The 17399-nt window shown below is 61.9% G+C and carries 19 protein-coding genes; 6 read left to right on the forward strand and 13 right to left on the reverse strand.

The features are described 5' to 3' along the window. Positions 1 to 116: 116 nt before the first annotated feature. The 4 genes from K7H22_RS07525 to ftsY are packed head-to-tail and all read right to left on the reverse strand — an operon-like array spanning position 117 to position 3461. The gene (locus tag K7H22_RS07525; RefSeq protein ID WP_230800117.1) at positions 117 to 737 is read right to left on the reverse strand and encodes an inner membrane-spanning protein YciB; all 621 of its coding nucleotides are present in this window, start codon (positions 735 to 737) and stop codon (positions 117 to 119) included. A 9-nt stretch (positions 738 to 746) separates the two neighbouring features. Beyond that, complete coding sequence (locus K7H22_RS07530) at positions 747 to 1655, reverse strand: EamA family transporter (protein WP_230800118.1); 909 nt, start codon at positions 1653 to 1655, stop codon at positions 747 to 749. Then, entirely contained in the window at positions 1652 to 2068 is a 417-nt protein-coding gene (locus K7H22_RS07535) for a hypothetical protein (RefSeq protein WP_230800119.1), read from the reverse strand. The genes K7H22_RS07530 and K7H22_RS07535 overlap by 4 nt, the downstream gene beginning before the upstream one ends. Beyond that, complete coding sequence (gene ftsY / locus K7H22_RS07540; RefSeq protein WP_230800120.1) at positions 2061 to 3461, reverse strand: signal recognition particle-docking protein FtsY; 1401 nt, start codon at positions 3459 to 3461, stop codon at positions 2061 to 2063. Before ftsY ends, K7H22_RS07535 begins: the two co-directional genes overlap by 8 nt. A gap of 189 nt (positions 3462 to 3650) precedes the next feature. Between ftsY and K7H22_RS07545 the strand changes: the two genes are divergently transcribed. Next, positions 3651 to 4100: a hypothetical protein gene (locus K7H22_RS07545; protein WP_230800121.1), complete on the forward strand. Its 450-nt coding sequence runs from the start codon at positions 3651 to 3653 to the stop codon at positions 4098 to 4100. A 70-nt stretch (positions 4101 to 4170) separates the two neighbouring features. Beyond that, positions 4171 to 5202: an alkane 1-monooxygenase gene (locus K7H22_RS07550; RefSeq protein WP_230800122.1), complete on the forward strand. Its 1032-nt coding sequence runs from the start codon at positions 4171 to 4173 to the stop codon at positions 5200 to 5202. Here the strand turns inward: K7H22_RS07550 and xseA are convergent. Beyond that, complete coding sequence (gene xseA / locus K7H22_RS07555; protein ID WP_230800123.1) at positions 5199 to 6710, reverse strand: exodeoxyribonuclease VII large subunit; 1512 nt, start codon at positions 6708 to 6710, stop codon at positions 5199 to 5201. The genes K7H22_RS07550 and xseA overlap by 4 nt on opposite strands. 83 nt (positions 6711 to 6793) lie before the next feature. Here xseA and purD point away from each other — a divergent pair, with 83 nt between their 5' ends. Both purD and K7H22_RS07565 read left to right on the forward strand, forming a co-directional pair. Beyond that, positions 6794 to 8056 (forward strand): phosphoribosylamine--glycine ligase, encoded by a 1263-nt coding sequence (purD, locus tag K7H22_RS07560; protein WP_230800124.1) that lies wholly within the window; start codon positions 6794 to 6796, stop codon positions 8054 to 8056. Next, positions 8053 to 8637 (forward strand): hypothetical protein, encoded by a 585-nt coding sequence (locus tag K7H22_RS07565; RefSeq protein ID WP_230800125.1) that lies wholly within the window; start codon positions 8053 to 8055, stop codon positions 8635 to 8637. Before purD ends, K7H22_RS07565 begins: the two co-directional genes overlap by 4 nt. A 73-nt stretch (positions 8638 to 8710) precedes the next feature. On the opposite strand, the gene K7H22_RS07570 is transcribed toward K7H22_RS07565, so the two are convergent. Further along, a complete protein-coding gene (locus K7H22_RS07570; RefSeq protein WP_230800126.1) occupies positions 8711 to 9034 on the reverse strand; it encodes a 2Fe-2S iron-sulfur cluster-binding protein in 324 nt (107 codons plus the stop codon). A gap of 151 nt (positions 9035 to 9185) precedes the next feature. Between K7H22_RS07570 and K7H22_RS07575 the strand changes: the two genes are divergently transcribed. After that, positions 9186 to 9566 (forward strand): OB-fold nucleic acid binding domain-containing protein, encoded by a 381-nt coding sequence (locus tag K7H22_RS07575; RefSeq protein ID WP_230800127.1) that lies wholly within the window; start codon positions 9186 to 9188, stop codon positions 9564 to 9566. Between the two features lie 153 nt (positions 9567 to 9719). Next, positions 9720 to 10256 carry a peptidoglycan-binding domain-containing protein gene (locus K7H22_RS07580; protein WP_230800128.1) on the forward strand — a complete coding sequence of 179 codons (537 nt, stop codon included), beginning with the start codon at positions 9720 to 9722 and terminating at the stop codon, positions 10254 to 10256. A gap of 6 nt (positions 10257 to 10262) precedes the next feature. On the opposite strand, the gene K7H22_RS07585 is transcribed toward K7H22_RS07580, so the two are convergent. The 7 genes from K7H22_RS07585 to gor form a co-directional block, all read right to left on the reverse strand. Further along, positions 10263 to 10529 (reverse strand): DUF6525 family protein, encoded by a 267-nt coding sequence (locus K7H22_RS07585; protein WP_230800129.1) that lies wholly within the window; start codon positions 10527 to 10529, stop codon positions 10263 to 10265. A gap of 12 nt (positions 10530 to 10541) precedes the next feature. Further along, on the reverse strand, positions 10542 to 11756 hold the full coding sequence (locus K7H22_RS07590; protein WP_230800130.1) for a GTP-binding protein: 1215 nt from the start codon (positions 11754 to 11756) through the stop codon (positions 10542 to 10544). Positions 11757 to 11871: 115 nt separating this feature from the next. Beyond that, on the reverse strand, positions 11872 to 13251 hold the full coding sequence (locus K7H22_RS07595) for a Do family serine endopeptidase (protein WP_230800273.1): 1380 nt from the start codon (positions 13249 to 13251) through the stop codon (positions 11872 to 11874). Positions 13252 to 13496: 245 nt separating this feature from the next. Further along, entirely contained in the window at positions 13497 to 13694 is a 198-nt protein-coding gene (locus tag K7H22_RS07600) for a DUF2065 domain-containing protein (protein ID WP_230800131.1), read from the reverse strand. Further along, a complete protein-coding gene (hflC, locus tag K7H22_RS07605) occupies positions 13694 to 14581 on the reverse strand; it encodes a protease modulator HflC (protein WP_230800132.1) in 888 nt (295 codons plus the stop codon). Before hflC ends, K7H22_RS07600 begins: the two co-directional genes overlap by 1 nt. 4 nt (positions 14582 to 14585) lie before the next feature. Continuing rightward, on the reverse strand, positions 14586 to 15749 hold the full coding sequence (hflK, locus tag K7H22_RS07610) for an FtsH protease activity modulator HflK (protein ID WP_230800133.1): 1164 nt from the start codon (positions 15747 to 15749) through the stop codon (positions 14586 to 14588). Positions 15750 to 15827: 78 nt separating this feature from the next. Further along, positions 15828 to 17186 carry a glutathione-disulfide reductase gene (gene gor, locus K7H22_RS07615; protein WP_230800134.1) on the reverse strand — a complete coding sequence of 453 codons (1359 nt, stop codon included), beginning with the start codon at positions 17184 to 17186 and terminating at the stop codon, positions 15828 to 15830. Positions 17187 to 17399 lie beyond the last annotated feature (213 nt).

Below are 17399 nucleotides of genomic sequence, written 5' to 3' on the forward strand. Positions count from 1 at the left end.
CGCTTGTCGCAAGAAAGCGTCAACTCCTGCCATCAGGCAAAGACGATGCTTCTTCTTGCCTCAAATATCCGCGCCGCAGGCACCTTGACCCTGCGATTTCGCCCTTAGGCCGGATATCAGCCCTTGTCGTCGCCTGCCCCGTCTTCCGCTGCCTCGCCATATTTACGAAACAGCGCACCTTGCAGGATAAAGAAAACAAAGATCGCGGCCGTCAGACCGAAGGTCTTGAAATAGACCCAAGCCTCGGTGCTCATCAGACGCCAGATCACCTCGTTCAGGATGGCCAGCCCGAAAAAGAACAGCGCCAGTCGGCGGGTCAGGATCATCCAGCCCTCTTGCGCCAGCGGCATCATCTCTTCCATCACATGACGCAGATAGGACTGGCCGCGTAGCAGGCCAAAGCCCAGAATGCCGGCGAAAATCAGATAGATGATGGTCGGTTTCATCTTGAAGAAGCGGTCATCGTTCAGCCAGACGGACAAGCCGCCAAAGACAACGACCAGCACGATGGTCACCACCTGCATCTTGGACAATTTTCCGGTCAGCCGCCACAAGATACCCGTCGACAGCAGCATCAGCGGAATGAACCCCGCCGTAACAAGGATAAAGCCGCCATATTCCGCGCCACCAATGGTAAAAACCTCGTTTTTGAGCCAGAGATAGGCCACGAAGAACACCACCACCGGCCCCAACTCCAGCGCGGTTTTCAGCATCGGGTTGATATCTTTGTCCGCCATGAAAGCCCCTTAACCTCCGAATTGCACAATCACCGCGCCCAGCGCGATCAGGCACATCAGCGCGATGCGCCGTGGCCCTACGGTTTCCTTCAAGACCAGCCAGCCGATCAGCGCTGCAAAAACAGTCGATGTCTCGCGCAGAACCGCTGCCTCGCCGACCTTGTCCAGCCGCGTTGCGAGCATGATAGAGCCAAAACTGAAAAAGGCGATCACAGCCCCGATCACGCCTCGCTGCATCAAGGGCAAAACAGCCGGTCGCAAGTGAGCAGACATCGCCCGCCAGCGCAAGGCGGCCACAACGGGCATGACCAGACCGTCAATCATGAAAAACCAGGTCAGAAAGGTGAAAGGGTCCGCTGTAGCGCGAATGCCGTAGGCGTCATAGGTGGTGTAAAGCGCCACGAACAGCCCGGTCAACACCGCCAGCCCTAACGCCATGTGCAGCGTGTCGCGGTTCAACTTGATATGGATCAGGTTGTAGACGGCCAGCCCGAAAATACCGGTCAACAGCACCAACACACCCAGCCATTGGGTCAGCGAGAACACCTCGTCAAAGATCAGCCATGCCCCGATTACGGCGAACAATGGCCCTGTGCCGCGCACGACCGGATAGACCACTGTATAGGCGCCGCGGGTATAGGCCATGGCCTGGAGAAATTTGTAAGCCGTGTGGATCACGAAAGCGCCCGCGAAGATGGGCCACATATGCGGCTCGGGCCATGGCACCAAGATGAGTGCGAACGGGGCTGCGATCATCGCATAATTGACATCGATGGCCCCGCGCATCAGCCATGGATCGTGACGGCCCTTCTGCATCGCGCCAAAAATCGCATGCAGGATCGCGGCCAGCAGCGCCAGCAGCATCGCTGCCTGATTTCCCGCTGGCGTCCCCTCCAGCGAGACAAGCCAGGCGCTCATGCGCGCAGCCGTCCGGGGCTGCGCCCAAGGCTTTCGTCATGCAGTTCCCGCGCGCGGCGCGAGATGTCGACCGGTTGTCCGTCGCGGTCGATCACGACATCCCCGCCTTCTGCCGAAAAGGCATATTCGTCGATCAGTTCCTGCTCCAGTGTATCCAGCACGAAATCCGTGCGGTGTTCCGGCAGCAGGCAAAGATCATAGATGCGAGGTGCAGCATCAATATGAGCGTCCCAGATCATGCGACCAAAGCCCACGACGCGGTTGTCGTTCAGAACAACACATTCGCTCATCACCAGACGGTCATCCGGCCAGTCCTCGAACTCGTCGGCCTCGCGCAGGCGCGCGGTATCAATCACGGTCTCAAGGGCCGTGATATCGGGTTGGAAATCGGTGGTGCGTCTTATCTCAAGCATCAAGGCCGGTCAGCGCCTTTGCAAAATCATCAGGGTCGAAAGGGGCCAGATCGTCGATCTGCTCGCCCACGCCGATGGCATGGATCGGCAGGCCGAACTTGTCAGCCAGCGCCACCAGAACGCCACCCTTGGCCGTGCCGTCCAGTTTGGTCATCACAAGGCCCGATACATCGGCCAGTTTGCGGAAAATCTCGACCTGGCTCAGCGCGTTTTGGCCCGTCGTCGCATCCAGCACCAGCAGGGTGTTATGGGGCGCTGTCGGGTCTTTCTTGCGGATCACGCGGACGATCTTGGCCAGTTCTTCCATCAGGTCAGCGCGGTTCTGCAAACGTCCTGCCGTGTCGATCAGCAAGAGGTCAGCGCCCTCGGTCTCAGCCTTGGTCATGGCGTCGAAGGCCAGACTGGCAGGATCCGACCCCTCGGGCGCGGTCAGCACGGGCACGCCCGCGCGGTCGCCCCAGACCTGCAATTGTTCGACGGCGGCCGCGCGGAATGTATCGCCTGCGGCGATGATTACCGTCTTGCCCGCGGCGCGGAATTGGCTGGCCAGCTTGCCGATGGTCGTCGTCTTGCCCGAGCCGTTGACCCCCACGACCAGCACGACCTGCGGCGTCTTGGTGAAAATCGGCATCGGGCGCGCGACCGGTTCCATGATCCGTGCGATCTCGTCCGACAGCGCCTTTTTGATATCGGCGACCGAAAGCCTGCGGCCATAGCGCCCCTCGGCAAGGTTCGCGGTGACGCGCAGGGCTGTATCCACGCCCATATCGGACGCGATCAGCAATTCTTCAAGCTGCTCCAGCATCGCATCGTCCAGCACGCGCCGCACCACAGGGCCCGCGGGCACTTTGGCGGCGGGCACTTTGGCGGCGGGCGCTGCCGTGTCCTCTGCTGCACCCGAGCGGCCCAGAAGGCGGCCCAGAAAGCCGACCTTGGCCGTACCGGGATTCACGGGAATCTCGGTCGGGGTGCCGACGGGCATCTCGATCGGCGCGGGGGCGGGCATCCGGTCGCCCATAGGTTCGGGAACCTCGGACGGCCAGTCCTGCGGCATCTCTTCGGGCTGTATGCCAGGCAGTTCGTCGGGCCGGTCATCGGGTTCATATTGAGGAACCTCCGGCACGGGCGCAGGCTCGGGCTGTTCCGGCTCCGGCTCTTCAGGTTCGGGCTGTTCCGGCTCCGGCACGTCGGGTTGGGGTTCATCCGGTTCTGGTTCGGTCGGAACTTCTGGCGCGGGTTCAGGGTCGGGTTGCGGCGCGATGTCCAGTGCCTGCGCGCGCTGTTCTTCTTCCGGGTCTGCGGCTCCGCCTTGGGACACAATATCGTCCAGCCCCTGATCCAGTCGGGACGAGGAGGTAAAAAGCCGCTGTTTGAGTTTGCCGAAGAATGACATCTCTGCCTCCGGAATGGTTTGCCTTCACCTAGTCCCTTCGACGCGGTTTTGAAAGCCCCCGTATCCGAATAGCCTGTCCGACAAGCTGTCTCTGACCGGGTAGCAGGCATTCGGGGGATTCCGCTGAATGACGCGCCGCGACCGATTGCTCACTAGTCAAACCTTGTCAGGCTGGGGCAGAATGAGGGAATGACAACAGCATCCATTCCCGCTTCGATTTTCCGCCGCTGCCTGCCGCTGGCATTGCTTGTCTCGGTTTACCTGCTGCTTTCGGTACCGGCGCTGATGGCGCAATCCCAGACCCCGATGAGCGCCGAAGCGTTTGACGCCTATACACGCGGGCAGACCTTCACCTATGGCACGGGCTCAGAGCCTTACGGCGCCGAGGAATATCTGGATAACCGCCGTGTGCGCTGGTCCTTTCTGGACGGACGCTGTCAGGACGGCGAGTGGTACGAGGATAATGGCATGATTTGCTTTGTCTACGAGGACAATCCCGAGCCGCAATGCTGGACTTTCTACCAGTCCTCGCGTGGCATTGTCGCCCGTTTCGAGGATGATCCGACTCTGACTACGCTCTACGAGATCACCAAAACACCCGAGCCGATGATGTGTCTTGGCCCCGAAGTGGGTACTTAGGCGACGGCTTTGACATCGGCGGGCCTTCTTGATCAAAATTTTGCCAGTTTCATCAACGCGGATACCGGTCATGTTCCTGTTCCAGTCTGCCACCCTCGCCCCGCTGGTTCTGCTGGTCCTCGGCAATTTTATGGGCGGGCCATGGGCCTTGGCGGGCGTTTTGACGATCACCCTCTTCACATGGGCCGCCGACCACCTGATGCGGCGGGCCGCTGATGTATCAGGCAGCCCCGACGAATTTCCGACCGGCGACGCGCTGGCCGTCACTTTGGCGCTGGTGCTGCTGGCGGGTCTGGCAATGGCGGTTCCCGCCATCGCAGGCGAACGCGGTTTCAGTGTGGCGACGCGGATCTTGCTGCTGATCGGCTGGGGGCTGGCCTTTGGCCAGATCGCCCATCCCACAGCGCATGAGCTGATCCACCGCCCTGCCCGATGGATGGGCGGCTTGGGGCGGATTCTCTATACGGCGGTGCTGATGGGCCATCACGCCTCCAGCCATTTGCGCGTCCATCACCGGCATGTTGGCACGGGCGACGATCCCGCCTCGGCCCCGCTGGGCATGGGCTTCTGGCGATATGCACCGCGCGCTTGGGCGGGCTCTTTCATGGCCGGCCTTCACGCCGAAACCGCATTGCGCGCCCGTGCCGCAGCCCCCCTGCCTGTCTGGAGCCATCCTTATATCCGGCATATATCGGGCGGGCTGCTGGCAATTCTGGTCGCCTACGCACTGGCTGGAGGGGGCGGGATTGCAGCCCTTGCGGGCATCGCGGCCTATGCCCAACTGCAAGTCCTGTTGTCGGACTATATCCAGCATTACGGCTTGCGCCGCGCCGTCATGCCGGACGGGCGGCTTGAACCGGTCGGACCGCATCATTCGTGGAATGCACCGCAGCTTTGGTCGAGCGCCATGATGCTGAACGCGCCGCGCCATTCCGACCACCACGCCAACCCGAACCGCCCCTATCCGGGCCTCCGGCTTGATCGCGCGATGCCGGTGCTGCCGCGTGCTGTGCCTGTGATGGCTGTTGCAGCCCTGTTTCCCCCGCTGTGGCGGCGGATGATGGACGGGCGCGCACAGGCTTGGGCGCAGCCTGCTGCCTAAAGCAGGCTGCCCTGTTCCGGCGGGGTCTGGGGTTTGCCTGACGTCTTTGACTCCTTGCCTCCGGTCGCACGTCCTCCCACGGTCAGGCGTCCATCGGCAAACTGGATCTCCAGCAGGCGGGCCTTGGCGGCCTCGGCTTTGGTGGTCAGCACAGCACCGCCCTCGGCGCGCACAACCACATAGCCACGCTGGAGCGTCGCCTCGTATCCCAGTGTCCGGCGCAAACGATCCAGTTCGAGGGTGCGTTGCCGCCATCCCTTGACCTGCCGCTGCCCTGCATCAGACATACGTTGCGACAAGCGCGCCAGATCGCGGGTCTTGCGGTCCAGATCGGTGCGGAAGCGGTCAAGGCTTAACCGCTCGGACGCCACAGCCAAATTGCGCCGTTCGCTCTGGATCGCGCGCCGCAACAGGGCGGGACGCAGCGCGCCCGCATGATCTGACAAGGCCACGCGCCGCAACTGGACGGCACGGATCAGCGCAGCAGGCAGGCGGTCGGACAGCACATCCAGACGCTGGCGCGGTCCGTCAAGCAAGGTCTCGGCGCGCGGCATGGCGCGCGACAGATCGCGTAGCCGCTGGGCGCGCAAACTGACGCCACCTGTCAGCGCGCGGGTCAGACGCCCCGATTGACCGTCCAGCCATGCCAGCAGGTCCAGCCGCACCGGCACCGCCATTTCCGCAGCCGCTGTAGGTGTCGGCGCGCGGCGGTCGGCGGCATAGTCGATCAAGGTCGTATCGGTCTCGTGCCCGACGGCCGAGATGAGGGGAATCCGGCTGGCCGCGGCAGCGCGCACCACGATCTCCTCGTTGAAGCCCCAGAGGTCTTCCAGACTGCCACCGCCACGTGCCACGATAATCAGATCGGGACGCGGCAGCGCACCACCCGGCGTCAGCGCATTGAAACCCGCAATTGCACGGGCCACTTCGGGCGCAGATTTCGCGCCCTGCACGGCTACAGGCCAGATCAGCACCTTGCGCGGGAAACGGTCGCGCAGACGGTGCAGGATATCGCGGATTACCGCCCCTGTCGGCGATGTAACCACGCCGATCACCTCGGGCAAATAGGGAATCGGTTGCTTGCGTCCCTCGTCGAACAGCCCCTCGGCGGCCAATGCGCGACGGCGCTTGTCCAGCATCGCCATCAGCGCGCCCGCCCCTGCCGGTTCGATATCCTCGATGATCAGCTGGTATTTCGACTGCCCCCCGAAGGTGGTGATGCGCCCTGTGGCGATCACCTCCATCCCTTCTTCGGGCTGGATCGTCAGACGCGCTGCAACGCCTTTCCAGATCACCGCCGCCAGAACCGAACGGTCATCCTTGAGGTCCAGATAGACATGGCCCGAGCGCGGCATGGTCACGCGGCCCAATTCACCCCTGATGCGGATATGGGAAAACTCGCCCTCCAGCACACGTTTGACTGCTCCGGATATCTCGGACACCGTGTATTCGGGGTTATTCTGTCCTGCCGGCGAGGCGGGGCCGTCATCGTCGAGAAGATCGGACATGCGTGCGGGCCTTCCGTCTGGCTTGTCACTAGGGTTGCAGCACCTTAAAGCGGGTGTCGATAAAGGCCAAGCGGGAGAGCGCCATGAATATCCTGATCCTCGGTGGCGGCGGGCGCGAGCATGCGCTGGCCTGGGCTGTGATGCAGAACCCCAAATGCGACAAGCTGATCGTAGCACCGGGGAATGCGGGCATCGCGCAGATCGCGGAATGCGCGGCGCTAGACATATTGAACGGCGCATCGGTGGTGAATTTCTGCGACGAGAATGCCATTGATTTCATCATCGTCGGACCGGAAGCACCGCTTGCCGCTGGTATCAGCGACCGCCTGCGCGAGGCCGGTTTCATGGTGTTCGGCCCCTCACAGGCCGCAGCACAGCTTGAAGCGTCCAAAGCCTTCACCAAGGAAATCTGCGCCGCAGTCGGTGCGCCGACAGCCGGCTACGGCCATTTCACCGATGCGGATGCGGCCCGCGCCCATATCAGGGCGCATGGCGCGCCGATCGTGGTCAAGGCCGATGGTCTGGCCGCAGGCAAAGGCGTGATCGTCGCCATGTCCGAAGCCGAGGCGCTGGCCGCTGTCGATGACATGTTCGGCGGCGAATTCGGCGCGGCCGGGGCGGAAGTGGTGATCGAGGAGTTTATGGAGGGCGAGGAGGCGTCGTTCTTCGTGCTCTGCGATGGCAAGGATGTGCTGGCGATCGGCACGGCGCAGGATCACAAGCGGGTCGGCGATGGCGATACAGGGCCGAATACGGGCGGTATGGGGGCCTATTCCCCTGCCCCCGTGCTGTCGGATGACATTGCCGCAGTGGCGATGGAGCGAATCGTCAAACCCTGCATGGCCGAGATGACGCGGCGCGGGATGCCCTATCAGGGGGTGCTATACGCAGGGCTGATGATCAAGGACGGACAGCCGCGTCTGGTGGAATATAACGTGCGCTTCGGTGATCCCGAATGTCAGGTGCTGATGATGCGCTTGGGCGCACAGGCACTGGACCTGATGCTGGCCTGCGCCGAAGGCAAGCTGGCGGAAGCGCAGGTGCATTGGGCCGATGACCATGCGCTGACCGTGGTGATGGCCGCCAACGGCTATCCCGGCGACTATGCCAAGGGCAGCGTGATCAGTGGGCTGGATACACTGCCCGCCGACAGTTTCCACATGTGCTTTCACGCAGGCACCGCCCGCGAGAAAGGGCAGTTCGTGGCCAATGGCGGGCGCGTTCTAAACGTCACCGCGCGGGGTTCCACACTGGCCGAGGCGCAAACGCGCGCTTACAGCATGGTGGATGCGATCGACTGGTCCGGCGGGTTCTGCCGCGGGGATATCGGTTGGCGGGCGCTGTGAGAAAAGCGCGCCGCCACGCGGTCAAGCCCGCGCTTATCAAACCGCCACTGACCTATATTCTGGCAGATGGCGCGCTGAAATGCGAGGATGCCAAGGGCGGCACGCTCTGGCAAATTGAGCTTGCGACGGTGCAGACCGCGCGTTGGACCGCATCGCGGGCAGGGCAAAGCCTGACCCGCGTGTTGGAACTGGATGACGGCAGGCAGCGCCGCGCGATCCGGCAGCATCTCTATCGCCGCGCGTTGCTGGGCGGCCCCGATGATATGGCCTTCCGCGCTTGCGTCAGCGATGTGTTGCGCGCGTTGATGGCCGTGCAACCGGAACTGGATGTGGTCAGCGGGCCTACAGCGACGATGGCGGCATGGCTGCGGCTGGGCGGGGTGGTTCTGCTCGCAGGCGCTGTCGTGGCATCTGGATTGGCGCTGGCGACGCGACAGGACATCATGGCATGGATGAACTGGTCGATCCCCGTGGCCCTGATCGGCCTGCTGGGTCTGGCCATGATCCGCAGCTATGCGCCCGGTCGAGGAGTGACACGCCGCTCACCGGCCGAACTGATCGCGGAACTGGAGCAGGCCTAGGCCGCTAGTCCGGTACGGGGCAGATTGCGGCCTCGCGCGCCATTGCTCGCGCGCGAGGCCAGCTTTGACTGGATCAGATCTGCTTTTCCGGCATCTGGACAACCAGCCCCTCCAGCGCATCCGTCACCTTGATCTGGCAGGTCAGGCGCGAGCGGGCCGTGTCGGGCTGATAGGCGAAATCAAGCATGTCCTCTTCCATGTCATCCTTGGCAGGCAGCTTTTCGACCCAGTCGGGATGGATATAGACATGGCAGGTCGAGCAGGCGCAAGCGCCGCCGCAATCGGCCTCGATCCCCGGAATGTTGTTGTCGCGTGCGCCTTCCATCACGGTCAACCCGTTGGGGACGTCGACCACATGTTCGGTTCCGTTATGCTCGATATAGGTGATTTTCGCCATGTCTGTGCAGACTCCGGTTGGTATCCTGTTCCTTCCTTACCTAGAGAAGCATCGCGGGGCGTTCCAGTCCCTTTTGTGCAGTTTTCTTGGCACTGTGTGCGGCGTGTGATCGCGACTTGCGGCACGCCACAGATGTTCCTATATTGTTCTCATGCCCGCATCCCCGCCTGCCCCCGCACAAAAACACGCCCCCGCCTGCATCCCTGCGGCAGCGCTGGGTCCTGTCAGCACGGGGGCCCGCGTCACCGTCGCGGGGCTGGTGATCCTGCGCCAGCGTCCCGGAACGGCCAAGGGCGTGATCTTCCTGACGCTTGAGGATGAGACAGGGGTGATCAACGTGATCGTCTGGCGCAAACTCTACGAGGTGTTCCGCCGCGCCATCATCGCGGGACGCTTGTTGCGCGTGACCGGACGCTTGCAGCACGAGGGCGGCGTGACCCATCTGATCGCCGAACATATCGAGGATATCTCGGATATGCTGGACCTGTTGGTGCAGGGGGATGCAGCGCTAAACCGGACCAGAACGGCCTGAAAGCCCGAGGGGACTAGAGCGGAAACTGCAACGGCGGGCCTTTGCCAAGATCGTTTGCGCAGGATACAAAAGCCGCTAGATTGCATCTGCCGGATCTGACGCCGGAAACCACGCCGGTGCACAGACCCGAGCAGCAGAGCAGATAAATTCCCAATGATCCGACCGTACCACGCCTTTTGCCTGATCATGCCGGTCCTTGCCCTGTCAGCCTGCGTAACCGCTTCATCCGGCAATCCCGCCGATGCGCTGGTCGGCAGCATGATGGACACACCGTCCGGCGCGCCTGCGGGGACATGCTGGGGCAAAATCGTCAGCCCCGCCCTGATCGAGACCGTGACCGAACAGGTGCTGGTTGCGCCTGCCAAGCTGGCCGCCGATGGCGGTGTCGCGACACAGGCGATCTTTCGTACCGAGACACGCCAGCGCATCGTGACCGAGCGCGAGGTGACGTGGTTCGAAACCCCCTGCCCCGATGACATGACGCCCGAGGTGATCGCCTCGCTACAACGCGCCCTTGCGGTGCGCAACGTCTATCAGGGGCCTGTCACAGGCCGTATCGACGCCGCCACCAGCGAGGCCGTGGGCCGCTACCAGTCCGCCACCGGATTGCAAAGCCCGATCCTGTCACTGGCCGCCGCCCGCGCCCTTGGCCTGCTGGCCACTCCACTGGATCAGCTGGAAGATGGCTGAGGCGGACTAGCGCGAAAATCGCGGTGCCAGACCATCACGGGCCAGTCTTTTGGCTTGCAACGCATCCAGCATTGCCAGCGCCTCTTGCGGGGCGCGAGCCTTGGATAATGCGCGCTGATAGGCGCGGAGGGCTGAGCGCGGGCTCCATGGCAGGGCGGCGGTTGACAGCCAGCGCCGCAGATCGGCGGGCAGCCTGTCGAATTCCGTCATCGGATCGCGCCCAGACCGCGCCTTGCGGCGCCGGCACAGCGCGCTGGAGAGATTGGCGGGCATAGGGTCGTCACCTCACGCCGGTTGCTGTCGCCGCCAGTGGGGGAACGGATCATCCAGATCCGACCATTCCGGCTCAAGCCCCGTTGCATCCTGCCCCAGCAGGCAGGCATCCAGCGCCGCGCGGATCGCGGCCTCGTCCATGCCCGATCCGATGAAGACCAACTCCTGCCGGCGGTCGCCCCAAGGCGCGACCCAGTGACGTTGCGCATATTCGCGCGAGGCCTGATTGTCCGGCCAGCGATTGCGCGGCACCGCCGCCCACCATGTGCCCAGCGGTGTGACTCCACTCAGCGCACCGGCAAGGCTGAATTCGGCCACCCAGTCGGGGCGCGAGGCCAGCCAGAAATGCCCCTTGGCGCGGATCACGCCGGGCAGATCCCCATTGAGCACCCTGTGCAGCCGCGCCGGATGGAAGGGTCGCCGCGCGCGGTAGGTGAAATGCGTCACGCCGTATTCGGCTGTTTCAGGCACATGATCGACAAAGCCGTAAAGCTCTTTCGCCCACATCGGGTGTTCGTGGGCGGTGTCGAAATCAAACAGGCCGGTGTCAAGAATCGCGGCGGGATCAACGCGGCAATAATCGGTCTCGATCAGGCAGGCATCGGGGTTCAGCGCGCGGATGATCTTGCGCGCGGCATCTGTGCGGTCAGGTCCGGCATCGGTGATCTTGTTGAGGATGATCACATCGGCGAATTCGATCTGGTCGGTCAGCAGATGCACCAGCGTGCCCGCATCCCCCTCGCCTGCGACCTCGCCACGGTCGGACAGGAAATCATGGCTGGCATAATCCTGCAGCAGGTTGACCGCATCCACGACAGTCACCATCGTATCCAGCCGCGCCACATCAGACAGGCTGTCGCCATCCTCGTCACGGAATTCAAAGGTTGTGGCGACGGGCAAAGGTTCCGACACGCCGGTGGACTCGATCAGCAGATAGTCAAAGCGCCCTTCTTCGGACAGGCGACGGACCTCTTTCAGCAGGTCGTCGCGCAGGGTGCAACAAATGCAGCCGTTGGACATTTCCACCAGCGTTTCCTCGGTTTGGGACAGGGTCGCGCTTTCGCGGACGAGATCTGCGTCAATATTCACCTCGGCCATGTCATTGACGATCACGGCCACCCGCCGCCCATCACGATTGTTCAGAACGGCGTTCAGAAGGGTAGTCTTACCCGCCCCCAAAAAGCCGGACAGGACGGTAACGGGCAGACGTGAATGCATCGCTGACATGGCACTCTCTATATGTTATGTTATTACATAACATTTAACGAGGTGATGCAATCCTCTGCAACAAAAAAGAGCGCCCCTCGGGACGCTCTTTTTTTAGCTCAAACTGAACTGCCGATCACTCCAGTGTCAGTGCCACAAAACGGGGATCTCCACCGCGGCGCACCAGCAGCAGAAGCGACTTGCGCCCTGCCTCGCGGGCCTCTTCCACGCGGGACGTCAGATCGCTTGCGGTCTCGACCTTCTGCTGGCCAGCTTCCGTGATCAGATCGCCTGCGCGCAGGCCCTTCTCGTAGGCTTCGGTGGTTTCGTCCACATCCACCACAACCAGACCTGTGGAACCGGCAGGCAGTTCCAATTCAGTCCGCAACTCATCTGTGACCGGTTGAAGGGTCAGCCCCATCATCTGGGTCGGCTCTTCCGGGGCGTCTTCACCCGGTTGCGCGGCAGGAATCGCGCCTTCGGCCTCTTCACGGCGACCAAGAGTGACCAGCAGGTTCTGGGTTTCCCCTTCCCGCCAGACCAGAACGCGCACGGCCTTACCAACCTCGGTATTGCCGACCTGACGCACGAGCGCGCGAGTGTCTGCCACTTCGCGACCATCGAAGGACAGGATCACGTCACCTTGCAGGATGCCCGCTTCCTTGCCGGGGCCTTCGGGTACGTCGGTGACCAGAGCACCGGCCGTTTCCTCAAGCCCCATTGCCTCGGCTACATCCTCGGTCACGTCCTGAATACGCACACCAAGCCAGCCGCGACGGGTCTCCCCGAACTCCTGCAACTGGTCAACAACGCGTGTCACCACGTTCGAGGCCATCGAAAAGCCGATCCCGATCGAGCCCCCGTTGGGGGACAGGATCGCGGTATTCACGCCCACAACATCGCCATCCAGATTGAACAGCGGACCGCCCGAGTTGCCGCGATTGATGGCAGCATCGGTCTGGATATAATCGTCATAGCTGCCCGACAAGGCACGGTTGCGGGCCGACACGATACCCGCACTGACCGAGAAACCCTGCCCCAGCGGGTTACCCATCGCGACAACCCAGTCACCGACACGGGCTGTATCGCTATCGCCGAATTTCACGAAAGGCAAAGGTTCGTCCGCTTCGACTTTCAGTAGCGCAATGTCGGTGTTCGGATCGGTTCCAACCACCTCGGCGATCAGTGTCTTGCCCGAGAAAAACTCGATGGTGATCTCGTCGGCGCTTTCAATCACGTGGTTATTGGTGACGATAAAACCATCCTCGGAGATTACAAAGCCCGACCCCAAGGCGGAAGACCGCCGCGGACGGTTGCCCGGAGGTGCGTTGCGGTCCTGAAACTCGCGGAAAAATTCCTCGAAAGGGCTGCCTTCGGGGACAATCGGGTTGGGACCGGTCCGGCCCGCCACCGTGGTTGACGTTGTAATATTGACCACCGCAGGGCTGATCTTGTCGGCCAGATCAGCAAAACTCTCGGGACGCGCCTGCACCTGAACTGCCATCAGCAGCATCATCGCGCTGGCGATCAATCCCGTCCAGAAGGCCCTCATCGTGCCTGACCGTTGATCAGGGATCAAAACAATTGCGTTTTTCACTCCCGTAACTCCTTTCTTGCTCCAGCGTGTCTGCCAAGCGTTGTTGCATCACGGCACGCCGCGTCATCCTCGGACCAATTATGTAGTATGCGCGACAGGCAACGCAAAGTCCCGATCCGTTCGCTCAAGAGGGTGTGATAGCAGCGGATCGGGCGGGCGGCACTTCATGCCCCCAACAATTTCGCCAGCCAGACAAAGGCAACCCCTGCCAGGATCGCCAATAAGCCGAGTGTCCGGCGTGCAGGTTCGGGGATTTCCCGCAGCGCCGCAAGCAGGGTCTCGATAAGCGAAGGGGCCAGCGCATAGGCCAGCCCCTCCACAATCAGCACCAGCCCGAGGGCCAGAAGCGCCGTTTCGATCATTACTGGCGGTCCGCGTTGGGGCGATCCGAGCGCAGGTAATCGAAGAACTGGCTATCAGGCGTCATTACCATCGAGGAATTCCCCCCCTGCAATGCCGCCTCATAGGCCTGCATCGAGCGGTAGAATGTGAAGAATTCCTGGTTTGCCCCAAATGCTTCGGCCAGAATCGCGTTGCGCTCGGCATCTGCCTCACCACGCGTGATCTGGGCTTCACGCTCGGACTCGGACAGGGTTTCGACCACGGTACGATCGGCCAGGGCGCGGACACGTTGCGCGGCCTCGTTACCGCGTGCGATCTCGTCTGCGGCCTCGCGTTCCCGTTCTGCCCGCATCCGCGCAAAGGTAGCGTCAAGGTTCTGGGATGGCAGGTTGGTCTGCTTGAGCCGCACATCGACCACGTCCAGACCAAGACCACGCGCGGATGTCTGCGCCTGATCGCGGATACGGTTCATCAGGATGCGGCGATCCTCGGACAGAATTGTATCCGACGTCACCTGATCGGCACCCAGCACCTCACGGATCTGTGCATTCAGGATCGACGACAGACGATCCTCGGCGGCGCGCAGACCGCCGACGCCCACGGCCTGCCGGAACTGCACCACATCAGCGATACGGTAGCGCGCGAAGGCATCGACAACCAGACGACGGTCATCGGATGGTGTCACCTCGATCGTATCGGTGTCGAGCGACAGGATACGGTCGTCATAGCGCACGACTTCCTGGATCAACGGGATCTTGAAGGCCAGACCGGGCTCTTCCTTGACGGCCTTGATCTGGCCAAATTGCAGGACCAGCGCCTTTTCACGTTCATCGACGACAAAAATCGAGGATAGCGCTGTGGCGATCACAACCACGAGGATGGGAAGAAGAAATGTTGTCTTACGCATAATCTCAATTCCCCTGTGTTGCAGGTGCGGAACGCCGCAATTCGTTCAACGGCAGATAGGGTACGACACCCTGCCCGCCCTCGCTGCCGATGATCGAGTTGTCCAGAATCGTCTTGTCGATCTGGCTCATCACCCGCTCCATGGTTTCGATGTACAGACGGCTGCGGGTCACATCTTCGGCTTTTTCATATTCAGCCAGAACCGAACTGAAGCGGCTTGCCTCACCCAGAGCGTTGTTGACGACCTGTGCGCGATAGCCTTCGGCCTGCTCCAGAATCTGCGCAGCCTCACCACGGGCTTCCGCCAGAACGCGGTTGGCATAGGCATCGGCCTGACGCTGCAGACGGTCACGCTCCTGCTCGGCGGCCTGCACTTCACGGAAGCTGTCGATCACCTCGGCGGGCGGGTCGGCCTTGTCGAGGTTGACACGGACAATCGTGATCCCGCTCTGGTACTGATCCATCGTGGCCTGAATGTTCTGCATCGCTGTATCGGCGATCAGACCACGGTCACGGTTGAGGATCGGTGCAAGGGTCGACGCCGCGATGATCTCGCGCATCACGGATTCAGACACGGCCTGAACCGTCAGTTGCGGATCGCGGATGTTGAACAAAACCTGCGACGGATCGTTGATGTTCCAGACCACCTGGAAGTTGATGTCGACGATATTGGCATCCGTGGTCAGCATCAGGCCAGCTTCCTGCCCGCCGCGCGACATCCCGATGCTTTCGGTCCGTTCCGAGGTGACATTCACAACTTCGGCGGTCACCAGAGGCCAAGGTGCGAAGTTCAGACCGGGATTACCGATCTTGTAGAACTCGCCCAGAAACAGCTCGACCGATTGTTCTTCGGGACGCACTGTGTAGAAACTTGAGAATGCCCAAAGGCCGATAGCCGCCAGAATTCCCAGACCAACGGTAGAGCGTGTGAAGAGCGGACCGCGCGATCCCCCGTCACCCGAACCGCCACCCTGACCGTTCCGGCCGCCGCGACCGCCCATCAGGACGCGCAATTGTTCCTGACCCTTGCGCATAAGCTCGTCGATTTCGGGGATTTGCGGCCCGCCTTCATCGCTGGGGCGTCGTCCACCACCATTGTTGCGACGATCATCGTCGCCGCCTTTGTTGCCGCCGCCGCCGCCCCATGGGCCGCCCGAATTTCCAGCCATTTACCTGTGTTCCCCTAGTTGTCTTCTTTTCAACGGTTCTAAATACCTGCCCCTTACCTGTGAGGCCGGCGCGAAATTTCAAGCCGTGCGGACCGGTGATTTCATGGTCACGATCTCTTCCGACATGGTGGGATGAACGGCAACCGTACGGTCAAAATCCTCTTTTGTTGCCCCCATCTTGATCGCAATGCCTGCAAGCTGGATCATTTCACCCGCTCCGGGCGCGACGATATGACAGCCCATTACCCGTCGTGTCGCCTGGCTGACAACCAGTTTCATCAGCACACGCTGCTTGCTGCCCGCAAAGGCTGTCTGCATCGGCTTGAAGGAAGTGCAGTAGATCTCGACCGGTTCGATGTCGCGGGCGGCTTCTTCGGACAGGCCAATGGTGCCCATTTCGGGTTGTGTAAAAATGGCGGTCGGGATCAGGTCGTGATCCACGGGTGTCGGATTGCCGCCGAACACTGTCTCGACAAAGGCCATCCCCTCGCGGATCGCGACAGGCGTCAGGTTCACCCGGTCGGTCACATCGCCCACCGCATAGATCGACGGGACAGCGGATTGCGAATACTTGTCGACCAGAACCTGCCCGTTGCGGCCCAGTTCAAGGCCCAGCGCCTCGAGCCCCATGTTTTCGGTATTGGGGGCACGACCTGTGGCGAACATCACCTGATCGAACAGTTCTTCATCCCCGTTGGTAGCTTTGACCCGCAGGCCCGACTTGTCACGTTCCAGCGACAGGATATTGGTGCCAAGATGCAGCCTGATGCCATTTTGCTGCATTTCCTCGGCAACAAGGCCGCGCGCCTCGTCATCGAATCCGCGCAGGACCTGCGCGCCGCGGTAATATTGCGTGACCTCGACACCCAGTCCGTTGAGGATACAGGCGAATTCACATGCGATATATCCACCGCCGATGATCAGCATGGATTTGGGCAGCGCGTCCAGATGGAAGATATCGTTCGAGGTGATCGCCAGTTCCGCCCCCGGCATCTCGGGTTTGACGGGTCGCCCGCCCATGGCGAGCAGGATATGCTTGGCGGTCTTGCGGCGTCCATCGGCCAGTTCCACGGTATGCGGATCGACCAATGTAGCACGGGTATCAAAGGTCTCGACACCGTTGGATTTCAGCAGGTTGCGATAGATGCCTTCCAGACGGTCCAGTTCGGCATGCAGGCTGGTGCGGAACTTCGTCCAGTCAAACGCCCCCGCCTGCAAATCCCAGCCATAGGCCCGCGCCTCGTCGACGACACCGGCGTATTCGCTGGCAAACACCATCAGCTTTTTAGGCACGCAGCCACGGATCACGCAGGTGCCACCATAGCGGTCTTCCTCGGCCAGCGCCACGCGCACACCGCGCTGAGCGGCCACACGCGCCGCGCGTACACCGCCAGAACCGCCACCAATGACGAACAGATCATAGTCGAAATCGCTCATGTGGTCCCTCTGCCTTGATCGCGCACAGGTATTTCACATCACAACACGAAGGGCCAGAGAAAGCGGCGACCCTTGCGATCACATGGGGCTGAACGATGGCCACCCTGTCGGACCGCACACCTGACGCGAACAAGCCCCGTCAACAAACCATCATCGCAGTGTCACGTCTTGTTCATGTCCGCTGCCTACCGCTGCCCCGGAACATGCGATCAA

This window comes from Seohaeicola saemankumensis, from assembly GCF_021021435.1.
Classification (GTDB): domain Bacteria; phylum Pseudomonadota; class Alphaproteobacteria; order Rhodobacterales; family Rhodobacteraceae; genus Seohaeicola.

What these genes read in the sequence shown, in the direction of transcription:
- K7H22_RS07525 (WP_230800117.1), bottom strand. Translation starts at nt 737, where the DNA reads ATGGCGGACAAAGATATCAACCCGATGCTGAAAACCGCGCTGGAGTTG.
- K7H22_RS07530 (WP_230800118.1), bottom strand. Translation starts at nt 1,655, where the DNA reads ATGAGCGCCTGGCTTGTCTCGCTGGAGGGGACGCCAGCGGGAAATCAG.
- K7H22_RS07535 (WP_230800119.1), bottom strand. Translation starts at nt 2,068, where the DNA reads ATGCTTGAGATAAGACGCACCACCGATTTCCAACCCGATATCACGGCC.
- ftsY (WP_230800120.1), bottom strand. Translation starts at nt 3,461, where the DNA reads ATGTCATTCTTCGGCAAACTCAAACAGCGGCTTTTTACCTCCTCGTCC.
- K7H22_RS07545 (WP_230800121.1), top strand. Translation starts at nt 3,651, where the DNA reads ATGACAACAGCATCCATTCCCGCTTCGATTTTCCGCCGCTGCCTGCCG.
- K7H22_RS07550 (WP_230800122.1), top strand. Translation starts at nt 4,171, where the DNA reads ATGTTCCTGTTCCAGTCTGCCACCCTCGCCCCGCTGGTTCTGCTGGTC.
- xseA (WP_230800123.1), bottom strand. Translation starts at nt 6,710, where the DNA reads ATGTCCGATCTTCTCGACGATGACGGCCCCGCCTCGCCGGCAGGACAG.
- purD (WP_230800124.1), top strand. Translation starts at nt 6,794, where the DNA reads ATGAATATCCTGATCCTCGGTGGCGGCGGGCGCGAGCATGCGCTGGCC.
- K7H22_RS07570 (WP_230800126.1), bottom strand. Translation starts at nt 9,034, where the DNA reads ATGGCGAAAATCACCTATATCGAGCATAACGGAACCGAACATGTGGTC.
- K7H22_RS07575 (WP_230800127.1), top strand. Translation starts at nt 9,186, where the DNA reads ATGCCCGCATCCCCGCCTGCCCCCGCACAAAAACACGCCCCCGCCTGC.
- K7H22_RS07580 (WP_230800128.1), top strand. Translation starts at nt 9,720, where the DNA reads ATGATCCGACCGTACCACGCCTTTTGCCTGATCATGCCGGTCCTTGCC.
- K7H22_RS07585 (WP_230800129.1), bottom strand. Translation starts at nt 10,529, where the DNA reads ATGCCCGCCAATCTCTCCAGCGCGCTGTGCCGGCGCCGCAAGGCGCGG.
- K7H22_RS07590 (WP_230800130.1), bottom strand. Translation starts at nt 11,756, where the DNA reads ATGTCAGCGATGCATTCACGTCTGCCCGTTACCGTCCTGTCCGGCTTT.
- K7H22_RS07595 (WP_230800273.1), bottom strand. Translation starts at nt 13,251, where the DNA reads ATGATGCTGCTGATGGCAGTTCAGGTGCAGGCGCGTCCCGAGAGTTTT.
- K7H22_RS07600 (WP_230800131.1), bottom strand. Translation starts at nt 13,694, where the DNA reads ATGATCGAAACGGCGCTTCTGGCCCTCGGGCTGGTGCTGATTGTGGAG.
- hflC (WP_230800132.1), bottom strand. Translation starts at nt 14,581, where the DNA reads ATGCGTAAGACAACATTTCTTCTTCCCATCCTCGTGGTTGTGATCGCC.
- hflK (WP_230800133.1), bottom strand. Translation starts at nt 15,749, where the DNA reads ATGGCTGGAAATTCGGGCGGCCCATGGGGCGGCGGCGGCGGCAACAAA.
- gor (WP_230800134.1), bottom strand. Translation starts at nt 17,186, where the DNA reads ATGAGCGATTTCGACTATGATCTGTTCGTCATTGGTGGCGGTTCTGGC.